The sequence below is a fragment of the Bauldia sp. genome (assembly GCF_965232525.1).
Classification (GTDB): domain Bacteria; phylum Pseudomonadota; class Alphaproteobacteria; order Rhizobiales; family Kaistiaceae; genus Bauldia.
Genome location: NZ_OZ246980.1, coordinates 4,314,583 through 4,328,592, shown reverse-complemented (window position 1 = coordinate 4,328,592; position 14,010 = coordinate 4,314,583). Strand labels below are relative to the sequence as shown.

Genomic DNA, 14,010 nt, shown 5'->3' with positions numbered 1-14,010 from the left:
GTCGAAGGTCCGTGGTGTTGAACGGCAAGAGTGGGGACGAGTGTGGCTGCCGTCGAACTCCGCAACATCAAGAAGTCATTCGGCCCGGTCGAAGTGATCGATGACATCGATCTGTCCATCGAGGAGGGAGAGTTCGTTGCTTTCGTCGGGCCGTCAGGCTCTGGGAAATCGACGCTGCTGCGGATGATCGCCGGGCTCGAAGACGTTACTGAAGGCGACATCTTCATCGACGGCAAGGACGTGACGTTCGCGGAGCCTTCCGAGCGCGGCATTGCCATGGTGTTTCAGTCGTACGCGCTCTACCCGCATATGAACGTCTACGACAACATCGCGTTCAATCTGCGTTTGTCGCGCTTCTCCAGGTCCGACATCCAGGCGCGGGTCAGCGAAGCGGTGCGCATCTTACGCCTGGATGACTTGCTGGAGCGCTCGCCGTCCCAGTTGTCCGGCGGCCAGCGCCAGCGCGTTGCCATCGGTCGTGCCATCGTTCGGCACCCGAAGGTGTTTTTGTTTGACGAGCCGCTGTCGAACCTCGACGCCTCACTACGGGTTCAGATGCGCCTCGAAATCGAGCGCCTGCACCGCCGACTGGGCGCGACCATGATCTACGTCACCCACGATCAGGTCGAGGCGATGACCCTGGCCGATCGAATCGTGGCGTTGGACGACGGCGACATCCAGCAGGTCGGACCGCCGCTTGAACTCTACACTCAGCCGACCAACCAGTTCGTCGCCGGCTTCATTGGTTCTCCGAAGATGAACTTCCTGCCGGGCAAGGCTGTGTCTGCCGCCGGCAACCGAACCGAGTTCGCGCTCGACGCTGATTCCGGCGCGGTGTGTTCGCTGGCGATTGGGGAATTGGCCTCGGGCACCCGCCTGACCCTGGGGGCACGGCCGGAGGCCGTCGCCGTTCCCGCGGACGATGTCGGCCCGTCGGACGAGCGGCTGACGATCGAGGCGACCGTCGAGACTGTCGAGCGGCTCGGCAACATCAGCTACGGCTATTTCGATGTCGGCGCCGAAGACTTCGTCACGTCGCAGATTATAGGCCTATCGCCACTCAAGGGCGGCGACCAGGTGACCTTGGGCATCCCCACACGACACATGCATGTGTTCGACGAGACCGGCGCCGCCCTCGGCGCCGCCGAACCGCACGCGAAAAGCCACTAGGCGCCGGCACGCGCCGGCGCGAGACGGAAAAGGAGGAGATCATGAGGACAAGCCTATCGAAACTGTCCATCACCGGCATCGCTACTGCGGCACTGGCGACAGCCCTGACCGCCGGCGCGGCGGTGGCGGAAGATCCGATATCGCTCACTGTGTGGTCGGACACGCCGCGGCTGACTTATTTCGAGGCGTACGACAAGGCGAACGAGGACATCGATCTGACCGTCGTGACGGTCGCGCCCGCTGACCTGGTGGCAAAACTGCAGTTGTCCATGCGCGCCGGCAGCGACATTCCCGATGTGATTTTCATGTCGAGCATCGCCTATGGCGCTCAACTGTCCACCCGGCGTTCCAACTATCTGATGGACCTCACGGACAAGGTGCCCCAGCCGCTGTTGGACGAGTTCTACACCAACGCCAATTCGCCCTGCATCATCAACGATAGGCTGCTGTGTCTGAGAAACGATCTGGCGCACATGCTGATTTGGTACGATGCGCCCAAGATGGAGGAGCTGGGCAAACAGATCCCGACCACATGGGAGGAGTTTGAGCAGCTCGGCGCCGAACTGGCGGCGATGGATGACGATTACCTGCTCGGCAGCGCTGTCGAGCCTTGGCCGCTCTATGCGTTTCTGATGGCAGGTGGCTGCGAAATGGGCGTGCCGGTTGCAGGCAAGGACGACACCGTACACATCGATCTGACGACGGAAAACTGCCTGAGGCCGGCGCGGATGGTCGACGCAATGGCGGCCAACGGATCGTTGTCGCGGTTTGGCCCGTTTGATCCGAACTTCGTCAACCAGGCGAAGGAAGGCAAGGTTCCTCTGATCGTCGGCCCGACCTGGTTCGGCGAATACGTCATGCGGCCAACCTATGAAGTTCCGGAAGGTCGACTGGCCGCGGCCCTGCCCTTGAAGTGGGAGAGCCAGGAACAGCCCTTGGCATGGAGCTGGGGCGGCGGAACGTTCGGCGGCTGGAAGGACACCGAACATCCTGAGGCCGTGGTCGACCTGATCATCTGGTCGGCCGTCGACATCGATAATCGGGCCATCGAGGCAACCTTGCCGGGCCATGAGCCATCGGCGTTGGCATGGGGCAAGAGGCTGAGGTCGGACGAGTATTACGCCAACCATCAGGTGCTGGATGCGTTGGTCGATTCGGCCGCGTTCAGTCATCCGGACTACGTCAGTCAGCGGTTTAGCGTTCCGGACGCGATCGGCAAGGTGGTTGCGCCGGAGTTGGCCAACGGTGCCAAGCTGGTCGACCTGCTGCCCGCCCTCCAGGAGGAGCTGATCAACGTCGCCCGGCTGAACGGCTACATCGTCGAGTAGGGCAATATCGGAGCCGGGCTTCGCGGCCCGGCTTCTTCCTCGGGGTAGATCAGGTGACAGCAGCGGAAGCGGCAACGCCCAGCACGAACGAGATCGACAAGCGCGAGGCACGTGCCGTCGCCGTGCGGCGCCGGCAGCGCAAGAACACGATTGTGTCGTATCTCTTCCTGCTGCCCTATCTGGCGCTCCTGTTCATGTTCGGCATCTTCCCGGTGACCTACGCGTTGGGGCTCAGCTTCTTCGACACCATCGACATGGTGTTCTGGGGCTTCAGAAATTACGAATTCGCGTTCAGCGATTTCCGTCTGCCGACCAGTGTCACCAATGTGCTGACCTTCGTCGCTTTCTGGCTGTCGGCGACGGTCATCGGCGTCACTGCGCTGTCGCTTATGCTGGACAGCATCGGCCGGCGGCCGGCCAATACGCTGCGGACCGTGTTCTTTCTGCCGGGCGCGATCACCTCATCGGCGATCGTCGTGTTGTGGCTGTTCATGCTGGACCCGGCGGTCAGCCCGTTCCAGTCAGTCTTTCATCTCGTCGGCTGGGAAACGCGGCAGAACGTGGTGTCCGGATTCACCTTCGCCGGCGTCTTCGCCATCATGGCTTACTTCGCCGGCTCCGGGGGCTGGATCGTCGTCTTTGGCGGCGCGCTGTCGAGCCTGCCGCAAGAGATCCTGGAGGCTGCGCGCATCGATGGCGCCAATCGCTGGCAGCTGGCGGTCCGCATCAAGGTGCCGATGATCTGGCGGTCGATCATCCTGATGGCGATTCTGTCGTTCGCCACCGGTCTGCAGTTGTTTGTCGAGCCGCAACTGATGACGCTCGCCGGCCAGCAGTTCTCGCAGATCGATTGGTCGATCAACCAGCTCGCGTTCCAGTATGCCTTCTCAATGGGCGATTTCGGTGCCTCTGCGGCGCTCAGCACGCTGCTCATCGCCGCCTCGGTCACGATCGCGCTGATCATCATCTTCGCCACCCGCTTCTACAAGATCGACTAGGGCGGCCCGATGATCGACCAACGCCGCCTGATCCAGAACATCTCCTTCGGCCGGTTCGTGGTCTATGCGAGCTTGGCGTTCGCCGTCTGCTTCTACGGCATTCCGCTGTTGTGGCTGTTCATGGCGGGAACCCGTTCGGAAGGATCGCTGTTCTCCGATTCACCGTTCACGATCGGCAGTTGGGACACCTTCATTGCGACCTGGCTCAACCTCACCACCTACAACGATTTCCAGATCGTCACTTGGGCGTTCAACTCGCTGATCTATTCCGTCGGCGGGGTGACGATCTCGTTGGTCGCCTGCATCCCAGCCGGTTATGTGCTCGCCTTGTCGGAGTTCCCGGGCCGCCGAGTGGTCCTGATCTTCACGCTGATCGCGATGATCACGCCAAGCTCGGCGGTGGTTCTGCCCATCTTTCTCGAAATGAACCTGATCGGTCTCAACAACACCTATGCCGGGCTCATTCTGGCGACCGCGTTTTTCCCGTTCGGCGTTTATCTCGCCTACATCTACTTTTCGTCGTCCCTGCCGAAAGGCGTCATCGACTCTGCCCGTGTCGATGGCTGCAGCCGCGTCCAGCTCTTCACCCGGATTGCGCTGCCGCTGGCCCGGCCGATCGTCGCGTTGGTCGCCTTCTTCAGTTTCCTGGCGAACTGGAGCAACTACTTCCTCGCTTTCGTGCTGCTGTCCGACGACAAGCTCTACAATCTGCCGGTCGGCTTGACGGCGCTGGTCAGTAGCTCCGGCGCGCTCTCCAACCTGCCGTCCAATGATGTGCCGATCAACAAGCCGGAAGTGATCCTGGCGTCGATCCTGGTCGTGCTACCGGTCCTGCTGGTGTTCATGGTGGCTCAGCGATTTGTACGCACCGGCGTGCTGTCTGGCGCGGAGAAGGGCTGATGAGGATGGTGGCACCGGAAGCTGGAGCGATCGTCAGACGATGAGCACGACAGCGCCGACAGGTCTCGCCAACGGATCGATCATCGGCCGGGTCCTACGCGCGCCGGGCGATCTGCTCGGCCGGATCTCCGAGAACCGCCACTGGGCCTATCTGCTCATCATCCCCAGCATCATCTTCATCTTCATCATTATTATCTATCCGACGATCAGTGGCATCGTGCTCAGTTTCCGCGAGATGCGCCTGACCCGGCCGGATCTCGGCACCGGCTTCGTCGGTTTGCGCAATTACCAGTACATGATCGAGGATCCGGTGTTCTGGGTCGCGCTGCTCAACACGGTGAAGTGGGCAGCGGCCGCGGTCATCCTCGAGTTCCTGCTCGGCCTCGCCGCGGCGTTGACCCTGAACCGCGACCTGCCGGGCATGAAGGTGATCGCCGTCCTGATCCTGCTGCCGTGGTTCCTGCCCAATGTGGTTGCTGGCAACATCTGGGCACTGATGCTCGATCCGCGGCTCGGTGTGCTCAACGATATTCTCGTTCAGATCGGAATTCTGGCCGAAGGCAAGGCGTGGTTCGCCGATCCCGATACGGCGCTGTCGGTCGCCATTCTGGTCGAGGCCTGGCACGGCTATCCGTTCTTTGCGCTCCTGTTCCTCGCCGCCCTCAAGGGCATCCCCAAGGACCTCTACAAGGCGGCGGCGGTGGATGGGGCCGGAGCGTTCCAATCGTTTTGGCAGATCACCCTGCCGGGTATGAAGATGGTGATTGCCGCCGTCGTCATTCTGCGTGTCATCGGTCTGGTGAACTCGCCCGAGCTTCTGCTGATCCTCACCGGCGGCGGACCGGGTAACGCCACCCAGGTCTTGTCGCTCTACGCTTTCCAGACCGCCTACCTGCTGTTCGATTTCGGTTACGCCGGCGCCCTGTCAGTGGTGGCTTTCGTGGTGCTGATGACGTTCTGCGTCGTCTACCTGCGTGTCTCGGGCGTGGCGCGGTGAAGGGGGGAAACGCATGGCCGGTTTGAGACGCACCAGTCGCGCCAAGAACGCCGCCGCTTATGGCGTCGCCGGCTTCTTCCTGTTCTTCGGTCTCGCCCCGATTGTTTGGTTGATCATCACTTCGTTCAAGTCGGAGAACGAGATCGTCAACCGGGAGCTGACCTACTACCCGCACAATCCGGTGATCACCAATTACATCGACGTATGGAATCAGTCGTCGTTTCCAACGCTGATGATGAACAGCTTTCTGACCACCACCATGACCGTGATCATGTGCGTGGTGGTGGGTACGCTCGCCTCCTACAGCTTCTCGCAATATCGGTTTCCCGGAAAGCATGCGCTGCTGTTGTTCTATCTGGTGGTGCGCATGTTCCCGGCGGTGCTGATGATCATCCCTCTGTTCCTGATCATGCGCTTCCTCGGTCTGCTCGATACCAAGTTCGGCCTGGCGCTCGCCTACACCAGCTTCCTGATGCCCTTGTTCATCTGGATGATGAAAGGCTTCTTCGACGCCGTTCCGGTTGAGTTGGAGAAGGCGGCGCGGATCGACGGCTGCACCCGGATCGGCGCACTGGTGCGGGTGATCATGCCGCTGGTCCGCAATGGTCTGGCGGCGACCGCCATCTTCGTCGCGATCGCCGCATGGAACGAGTACATGTTTGCGCTGATGCTGACGACCAGTTCGGGCTCGCGCACCTGGCCGGTGGGCCTGCAGTTGATGATCGGCGAGTTCCAACTGCCATGGGGTCTGCTGGCCGCCGGCGGCGTGGTCAGCATCATCCCGGTGATCATCCTTTTCGCCCTGGTGCAGCAGACAATGGTGCGCGGGCTCACCGCCGGCGCGGTGAAGGGCTGATTCAGATATGGCCGAGGAGAACCACAGTGCCATGCATGCCCTGACGCTGACCGACGTCAGAAAGCGCTTCGGCGCGCTCGAAGTTCTGAAAGGCATCGACCTCAGCCTGGAGAAGGGCGGGTTCCTGGTGCTGCTCGGGCCGTCCGGGTGCGGCAAGTCAACCCTGCTCAACATCGTTGCCGGTCTGGAGGACTTGAACGCCGGCGAGGTACGGATCGGCGATCGGGTCGCCAACGACCTCCATCCCAAGGACCGCAACATCGCTATGGTGTTCCAGTCCTACGCGCTCTACCCGTCGATGAGCGTACGCCGCAACCTCGCCTTCGGCCTGAAGATGCGCGGCGTCGATCGCGCCGAGCAGGACAAGGCGGTAGAGAGCGTCGCCAAGATGCTGGACATCGGCCACCTGCTGGAGCGGCGGCCGGCGGAACTCTCCGGCGGCCAGCGACAGCGAGTCGCCATGGGGCGGGCGCTGGTGCGCGATCCGGTGCTCTTCCTTTTCGACGAGCCGCTTTCTAATCTCGACGCCAAGCTCAGAGTCCAGATGCGGAGCGAGATCAAGAAGCTCCACAATCGGCTCGCCACCACCATCGTCTATGTGACTCACGACCAGGTCGAGGCGATGACGCTGGCCACCATGATCGCGGTGATGCGGGACGGCGAGATCCAGCAATATGGCCCGCCCGAGGATATCTACCAGCGGCCGGCCAACACCTTTGTCGCCGGCTTCGTCGGGTCGCCGCAGATGAATTTCTTTCCGGCGGAAGTCATTGCCGGCGCGAACGGTCCGGTTTTGCAGGTTGCACCCGACGCAGAGAGGGGAGTGGCCGAAGATATTGCCCTGCCAGGCAACGGGACCGATTTGACGCCGAGCCGGCGATTAACCCTGGGGGTTCGACCGGAGGCGATCCGTCGCGCGGATTCCGCCGCCACCGGCCACCGTTTCCGGGTGACCATCGATCTGGTCGAAAACACCGGCGCCGATACGATCGTGCTGTTTCGATTTGCTGGGCACGAGGCGGCTGCCCGGCTGCCGGCCGAGGAGCGCCCCCAGCTCGGCGATGTCATGGAACTCGGCTTCGACTTCGGCAGCATGCACCTGTTCGACGCCGAGACGACGGCGCGGGTCAGGTGATCCCGGCGCTGCCCGGACGGCGAGGGCGCCGACGCCTCACCCCGCGCCGAACACGGCGCGGAAAATGATCACGCCGAGGAACAGCCCGAAGCCGAACGACAGGTGGCTGGTGAAATCCTGCACCCGAACCAGTCCATGTTTGGGCAGGTGACTGGCCATAACCCCCGCGCCGAGGATCGGTTCCATCACAAACCAGGTCACCGACACCGATATGGCGCCGAAGATGATGGCGGGGGCGAATCCTGGCTCTATGCCAAGGATGAGCAAGAGGATCAGATAGACAACCGCATAACCGACGCCGACTACGTAGTGGACGATCCAGCCGATGGTTGCTTCGTTGGCAACCGCCGGGGTCTCGCCGATGTTCTTGTGGGCCAGCTGTCCCTTGGGGATGTAGGCCGCCCAGCGCCCGACCATCGCCCAATTGGTGATCGGCAGGCCGGTGAGCAGCCGGAAGACCTGCTGCCAGATGTCGAGGATAACCGTGGCGATGACACCGACAACAATCATCTCCAGAATGATCATGGCTCAGTGCTCCCCGTGATGCGGCAGCGGCACGTCGAAACAGACGTTGACCATGCCGATCATCGTGTAGAACCCGCACAGGGTGACGATCTCGATGAACCCGTGCATGCCGAACCTGGCGATCACCCGTTCCTGCAGGTCGGCCGGAATGGACACGAACCGGAAGGCGCAGTCGGTGGTCGCCTGCACGTCATCGAAGGGCGCGGGGTAGCCGCCCGCCTTGGCCTTTATCCCATCGATGACCGCATCCGGCAGGCCGGCGGCGCGCGCCGCGGCGACATGGTCGGCCCAGACGAAAGATACGCCGGAACGCACCGCCATGCTGAGAACGATGAACTGATAGACGTCGCGCGGCAGCTTCGATTCGAATTTGTAGAAATAGCCGAGCCGTTCGATGTCCTTCGCCAGTTCCGGATGATTGAGCAGCGGGACATAGGGCCCGAGGTGATTGACGCCCTTGGCTTTTCGCCGGGCGAGGATGTCATCGTAGATGCGGCGCCCTTCGCCGCTGAGGTCCGGGATCGGATCGGGGAGGGCGGCCATGGGTTCGTGCTCCAGCTATTCGTGATACGACCAGGTGGCCTTGCCCTCGGAATAGGGTTCGACGGGGGTGGTCGCGTCGCGGTCGGTCTTGACGTCGATCACGAAGGTCTTGTTGGCCGCCAACGCCTTTTCCAGGGCAGGGACCAGGTCCTTCGCCTCACGCACAGTCTCCCCTTCCGCGCCGAGCGCCCGGGCGAAGCTGGCCCAGTCGTGGTCGACGATCTCGTTGAGCGCCATCGCAACCGCGCCCTGTTTCTTCATCCGCAAGTAGACGTTGCCGAGTGCCTGGTTGTTGCTCACCACATAGATCACAGGCAGCCCGAACCGGGCTGCGGTCTGCACCTCCATGCCGTGCATCTGCATGCAGCCGTCGCCTGTGAACACCACCACCGGCGAGTTCGGCTGGGCGGCCTTGGCGCCGATCCCGGCCGGGATACCCCAGCCCATCGGGCCGAGCGCCGCCGCGGTCAGGAACTTGCGCGGGCCATAGCTTTCCCAATAGTGGACACCGAAGGCCCGATGGGCGCCGCTGTCGACAATCGCGGTCGTATCCCGGGGCATGACTTTGCGGGTATCGGAGACCAGCCGGGCGGGGTGGATCGGTACCTGATCGCTGGTCATGTTTTCGGCATCGTAGTAGCGCGGCCCCTTGCGGATCGCCGATGCCCACTCCTGCCGGGCGGGGATCGTATCGGTCAGCGGCTTCGCGTCGGCGTCGGCGGCGTCCCCGAGCCAGCGGGCAAAGGCGCCACCATGACCACCGATGAAGCGCTCGTTCTCCGTGTGGCAGCCGACATGGACGGTCGAGAGATTGACGGAGAGGATGCCAAGCCGCGGCTTCAGCTGCGCGGTCCAGTAGAGTGAGTCGCGGACGTTAAGCGTGGCGCCGACGATGATCAGCAGATCGAGCGGGTTGCCGACGATTGCTTCGGTCGATTGTTGCGTCCCCGCATAGCCGAATACCCCGAGCGACAGCGGATGGTCTTCCGGGAAGATGCCCTTGGCGTGCTCGGTAGTGGCCACCGGGATGTGGAAGCGCTCGGCCGCCTTGACGATGTCGTCGGAGGCGTCGTCGGAGATCATGCCGCCGCCGATGAGGATGGCGATCCGCGGGGCAGGTGCGCCGTCGGCGAGGATGGTCCAGAGCTGACCCGCCGCCTCCGAATCGAGCGGCTCGGAGTGGTAGAAGTCCTTGGCCACCGACATCGGCGCCACGTGAACGTCTCCCGTCTGCAGGTCGCTTGGGATGCTGAGATGCACCGGGATTCGCCGGCCGTCGAGCATGCGCTTGACCGCGCCGCGGAGCCTATGTGGCAGCAGCCGTATGTCGGGTATCGAGTAAGATGAGGCGGTGATCGGCGCCAGGATCAGGCTGTCATTGTAGGTGCCGGCGCTGGCGTCCTGGAACAGGCCGAGGCCCTGCATGTAGTTGGCGACTTCGCCGCTGAGCAACAGTACCGGCGACTCGTCGGTGAGCGCCGCCGAGATGGCGGTTACCGTGTTGGTGATCCCCGGCCCGCCGATACACAGGCACGCGCCATACTTGCCGCTGGCCCGGGCGTAGCCGTCGGCCATGTAAGCGGCGCCGCCTTCCTGCGCGGCGACGATCGGCGTGATGTCGGTGACTCGCCCGAGCGCCGGCATGAACGGGTCGACCAGACCGCCGGGCACCAGGAACAGGTGATCTATTTCGTCGGCGACCAGGGATCTCAAGATGAAATCGGTGCCGGGCATCTTGATATTGGGGGAACCGGTCATCGCTCAGAATGCCTCCGCCCGTGCCCGCATCCAGTGGTCCCGGTAGTCCGGATGGATGGTGGCTTCGTCTTTCAGGAAGTGCCCAGGCTCCAGTTGATCGTAGATGAAGGCATAGGAGCGGTTGAGGTGGTTGGCGACGCGGCGGAGGATATCGTTGGGGCCGAGCTTGTCGGGGCTATCGTAGCCCATCGCGCCGACCAGATCGAGGAAGCTGTCGACCGTCTGGTTGTGATAGTTGGCGACGTTGTATTTCCGCACCTCGACATCGACCGCGCGCCAGCGCTTGGGGTCCTGAGTGGCAACGCCGGACGGGCAGGTGTTGGTATTGCAGCGGATCGCCTGGATACAGCCGATAGCGAACAGCATCGTCCGTGCCGCATTGCAGGTATCGGCGCCGAGTGCGATTTTTTCGACGATGTGGAATCCGGTGATGACCTTGCCGCTGGCAATGACCTTCAGCTTGTCGCGGACATTGGTGCCCACTAGGCAGTTGTGAACGAAGACCAGGGCTTCGTTGATCTCCTCACCGAGGCGATCGGAAAACTCGACCGGCGCCGCGCCAGTGCCGCCCTCTGCCCCGTCGATGGTAATGAAGTCAGGCAGGATGTTGGTCTTCAGCATCGCCTTGCAGATGCCCATGAACTCCGATCGCTTGCCGATGCAGAGCTTGAAGCCAATCGGTTTGCCGCCGGTGAGATCGCGAAGCTGAGCGACATATTCGAGCAGCCCCTCCGGGGTCGAAAAGGTCGAATGGGCGGGTGGCGAAATCACGTCGCGATGCGGCTCGACCCCACGGATGCGGGCGATTTCCTCGTCGACTTTCGCAGCGGGTAGAACCCCGCCATGCGACGGCTTGGCGCCCTGCGACAGCTTGATCTCGATCATCTTGACGGCGTCGTTGGCCGCCTTGTCCTTGAACTGGGCGGGATCGAAGTGGCCGTCCTTGGTGCGGCAGCCAAAGTATCCGGTGCCGATCTGCCAGATGATGTCGCCACCCTCCTGCAGGTGGTAGGGGCTGAGCCCGCCTTCGCCAGTGTTGTGGGCGAAGCTGCCGATCTTGGCCCCGGCGTTGAGCGCGCGGATGGCGTTCGGACTGAGCGCCCCGAAGCTCATCGCCGAGATATTGAGGCGTGACGCGTCATAGGGTTGCTTGCATTCGGAGCCGCCAAACGTCACCCGGCTGCTCGTCTCCGACACCTTCTTGGGTGCCAGCGAGTGGTTGGCGCTGTTGTAGCCGGTATCGGTGATGTCGTACTGGGTGCCGAAAGGCTGAAATCCAGGTTTGTTCTCCGATCGCCTGGAAACCAGGTCGCGTTGTAGGCGGTCGTAGGGCCGGCCGCTCTCGTTGGTCTCGATGAAGTACTGTCGAATCTCCGGGCTGATGAATTCGAGCCCGTAGCGTAGATGGCCGATCACCGGGTAGTTGCGCAGGACGTTTTGCCCGGAGAGATAAAGGTCGTAGAGGCCGATCGCGGTGTAGGGGATGAAAAAGATCAGAAACCACAAGACCGGCGGCCAGAAGAAGGCGATGATCACGATCGCCAGTAATCCTGCTCCGGCAATAAGAAAAAAAGCCCGCCGCGCCATGTCATCACTCCCCCGCTTGTCCCGACACGCAGGATAACACCCGGGAAGCAAGTTGGAACCTTTTCAGATTGAGCAGCAGAAGATCGCGCTTTGAAGGACGCACGGTTCCGGATCGATTTTGATACAGGTAGCAGCCCTTTGATCGGCGCGTCCGCTCGTCTCGATTCACCCTCCTTTCATCGCAACGTCGGACCGATCCGCGCGGTTCTTGAACGATGGCTTGGCGAATCGTCCGGCGATGTGGTCGAGATCGGCAGCGGGACCGGGCAGCACTGTGTTGCGTTTGCAGAGGCGATGCGCGGTCTGCGCTGGTGGCCCACCGACCCAAGCGACGATCATCTGAGAAGCATCGCGGCCTGGCGCGAGGCCGCGCGACTGCCGAACCTTGCCGCTCCGATGGCGCTCGATGCGACCGCGACCGACTGGCGGTTCGGTCGGACTGGCCGGCCGCCGAATAGGGACCTTGCCGCGATTGTCGCAATCAACGTCTTGCATATTGCGCCGTGGGCGGTGACGGAGGGCATCATGCAGGGCGCCGGTCGCTATCTCGGTACGGGCGGGCTCCTTTTCATCTACGGCCCGTTCAAACGCGACGGCGAGCACACCGCGCCCAGCAACGCGGCATTTGACCGGTCGCTACGGCTGAGCGATCCATCCTGGGGCGTACGCGACGTCGCCGATGTCGAGGGGTATGCGCTGACCGTCGGCCTTAACCTTGCCGATATGGTCGCCATGCCGGCCAACAACCTGATGCTGGTCTTCCGAAGGCGCTGATCAGTTCGGCAAGCCGCGCCCCCGGCTTGGGCATCAGCGATGCAGCCGGGCCGTTATTGGCGCGCGCCGGCGTGTTGCAGGGCGCGAATGCGGCGCGCCAGGGTCTGTCCTACGGTCGGTTGAGCCGGTGCCTGCGGCGGTTGCTTCGGTTCGGAGGCCGCCGGTTTTTCGGTGTCTGGCACTGCTTCGACAGGTTTTTGCTTCGACTCACTGCCGTTTTGTCCGTTGGCGTGAGTGGCGGCCTGCTCGGTTTTGGAGGTCGTCTCCATGACTGCGGCGGCGATCTCCGTCAGGCGGTCGCGGATGGCTTGATCGGCGGCACGCGCTGCCTCCCAATCGGTGCCGGCGATCCGTTTGAGTTCGGCGTTCTCGGCGCGCAGCGCTTCGTGGTCGGTCTCGAGGCTGGCAAGCCGTGCGCTCAGTTTTTCCGTCTCGGCTTCCGCGGCTTCCAGCGCCTTGCGGACGTTGTCCCCGCCGGCCGGCAACGGCGAGCTTGCGGCCGCCGTCGTGTCGCTGGAGGGCTGCAGCTGGGCAACGTCGGCGCTGAGCTTCTCGCGCTGCACCTTCTCCGCCGCGAGCTCCGCCTGCAGGGTTTTGAGTTCCTCGGTCCGCCGTTCCAGTGTCGCCAGCCGGTCGGCGCGCTCCGCCTCGAAGGCGGTGATCCGGGCCGACAGTTCCTCCACCCGGCGTTGCTCGGCTGTGAGCTGCCTGCGCTCTTCATCTAGTTCGGCCGAGAGCTTGTCGCGGGCGAGGCCGGTTTCCTCCTCCGTGGCCTTCGCGGTCGCCAGCGAATCGTTAAGGTTGCCGATGCTGGTGTCCCGTGCGACCAGTTCGAGCTTCTGCTCCTCACTGAGGATCTCCGCCTCCTTGAGCTTCGCCTCGAGCCCCTTGATCTCTGCCGCCCGCTCGGTCAGCGAAACGTCGCGCGCGGCGAGTTCGGTCCGTGCCTCGGCGATCTTTCCTTCCGCGGTTTCCACGTCGTTGTTGAGCTGCGCGATCCGCTCGTCGAGCGCGGCGATCGTCTCGACTTTAGCGGCGCGATCGGCCTCGAGCCGTGCGATCTCGGTCCGCGATCGGCTGATCTCAAGCTTTTGCTGATTGGCGTTTGATTCGAGTTGGTCGGCCTTGATTTCGAGGCGCCGGGCCGAGATGGCGAAATCGGCGCGGAGCTGGTCCTTCTCCGCCTGGATTTCGGTCATGGTCATCGGCAGGGCGGCTTGGACCCGAGCGCGGGCGAGCCGGTCGGCCCGCCGCCACATCACCGGCGCCAGCGCAAGCGCCACAAGCCCTGCAATCAGCAGGCCCAGCACGAAAAACATGATCGCTTCGATCAACGGTCCGCTACTCCAGCACCGAAGGAACCGCGCGAGCACCGGCCGTGGCCGGTACGCCGCCGCCCCTCATAGCACTAAGCCGGGTTCTCCGGCCACGGCCAATGA

Annotated in this window: 13 protein-coding genes; 8 read left to right on the top strand and 5 right to left on the bottom strand. The window is 63.0% G+C overall.

The window, feature by feature from the left end; all coding sequences use genetic code 11:
• Positions 1 to 42: 42 nt before the first annotated feature.
• Genes ACO076_RS20520 through ACO076_RS20490 form a run of 7 tightly spaced genes read left to right on the top strand, consistent with a single transcriptional unit; the run spans position 43 to position 7,384 of the window.
• Positions 43 to 1,170, top strand: coding sequence for an ABC transporter ATP-binding protein (locus ACO076_RS20520; protein ID WP_421724668.1), 1,128 nt, complete (start codon positions 43 to 45; stop codon positions 1,168 to 1,170).
• 41 nt (positions 1,171 to 1,211) lie between these two features.
• Positions 1,212 to 2,498, top strand: coding sequence for an ABC transporter substrate-binding protein (locus ACO076_RS20515; RefSeq protein WP_421724667.1), 1,287 nt, complete (start codon positions 1,212 to 1,214; stop codon positions 2,496 to 2,498).
• Positions 2,499 to 2,551: 53 nt separating this feature from the next.
• The gene (locus ACO076_RS20510) at positions 2,552 to 3,496 is read left to right on the top strand and encodes a carbohydrate ABC transporter permease (protein WP_421724666.1); all 945 of its coding nucleotides are present in this window, start codon (positions 2,552 to 2,554) and stop codon (positions 3,494 to 3,496) included.
• Positions 3,497 to 3,505: 9 nt separating this feature from the next.
• A complete protein-coding gene (locus ACO076_RS20505; RefSeq protein ID WP_421724665.1) occupies positions 3,506 to 4,396 on the top strand; it encodes a carbohydrate ABC transporter permease in 891 nt (296 codons plus the stop codon).
• Positions 4,397 to 4,436: 40 nt separating this feature from the next.
• Positions 4,437 to 5,393: a carbohydrate ABC transporter permease gene (locus ACO076_RS20500; protein WP_421724664.1), complete on the top strand. Its 957-nt coding sequence runs from the start codon at positions 4,437 to 4,439 to the stop codon at positions 5,391 to 5,393.
• 13 nt (positions 5,394 to 5,406) lie between these two features.
• On the top strand, positions 5,407 to 6,249 hold the full coding sequence (locus ACO076_RS20495; protein ID WP_421724663.1) for a carbohydrate ABC transporter permease: 843 nt from the start codon (positions 5,407 to 5,409) through the stop codon (positions 6,247 to 6,249).
• A gap of 31 nt (positions 6,250 to 6,280) precedes the next feature.
• On the top strand, positions 6,281 to 7,384 hold the full coding sequence (locus tag ACO076_RS20490; RefSeq protein WP_421726792.1) for an ABC transporter ATP-binding protein: 1,104 nt from the start codon (positions 6,281 to 6,283) through the stop codon (positions 7,382 to 7,384).
• A gap of 36 nt (positions 7,385 to 7,420) precedes the next feature.
• Here ACO076_RS20490 and ACO076_RS20485 read toward each other — a convergent pair whose 3' ends face one another.
• Genes ACO076_RS20485 through ACO076_RS20470 form a run of 4 tightly spaced genes read right to left on the bottom strand, consistent with a single transcriptional unit; the run spans position 7,421 to position 11,797 of the window.
• Positions 7,421 to 7,909, bottom strand: coding sequence for a DUF2938 family protein (locus tag ACO076_RS20485; RefSeq protein ID WP_421724662.1), 489 nt, complete (start codon positions 7,907 to 7,909; stop codon positions 7,421 to 7,423).
• A 3-nt stretch (positions 7,910 to 7,912) separates the two neighbouring features.
• Positions 7,913 to 8,452 (bottom strand): carboxymuconolactone decarboxylase, encoded by a 540-nt coding sequence (locus ACO076_RS20480; protein WP_421724661.1) that lies wholly within the window; start codon positions 8,450 to 8,452, stop codon positions 7,913 to 7,915.
• 15 nt (positions 8,453 to 8,467) lie between these two features.
• A complete protein-coding gene (locus ACO076_RS20475; protein WP_421724660.1) occupies positions 8,468 to 10,210 on the bottom strand; it encodes a thiamine pyrophosphate-binding protein in 1,743 nt (580 codons plus the stop codon).
• A 3-nt stretch (positions 10,211 to 10,213) separates the two neighbouring features.
• Positions 10,214 to 11,797, bottom strand: coding sequence for an FMN-binding glutamate synthase family protein (locus ACO076_RS20470; RefSeq protein WP_421724659.1), 1,584 nt, complete (start codon positions 11,795 to 11,797; stop codon positions 10,214 to 10,216).
• A gap of 138 nt (positions 11,798 to 11,935) precedes the next feature.
• Here ACO076_RS20470 and ACO076_RS20465 point away from each other — a divergent pair, with 138 nt between their 5' ends.
• The gene (locus ACO076_RS20465) at positions 11,936 to 12,571 is read left to right on the top strand and encodes a DUF938 domain-containing protein (protein WP_421724658.1); all 636 of its coding nucleotides are present in this window, start codon (positions 11,936 to 11,938) and stop codon (positions 12,569 to 12,571) included.
• A gap of 53 nt (positions 12,572 to 12,624) precedes the next feature.
• Here ACO076_RS20465 and ACO076_RS20460 read toward each other — a convergent pair whose 3' ends face one another.
• Positions 12,625 to 13,905 (bottom strand): hypothetical protein, encoded by a 1,281-nt coding sequence (locus ACO076_RS20460; protein ID WP_421724657.1) that lies wholly within the window; start codon positions 13,903 to 13,905, stop codon positions 12,625 to 12,627.
• Positions 13,906 to 14,010: the final 105 nt, after the last annotated feature.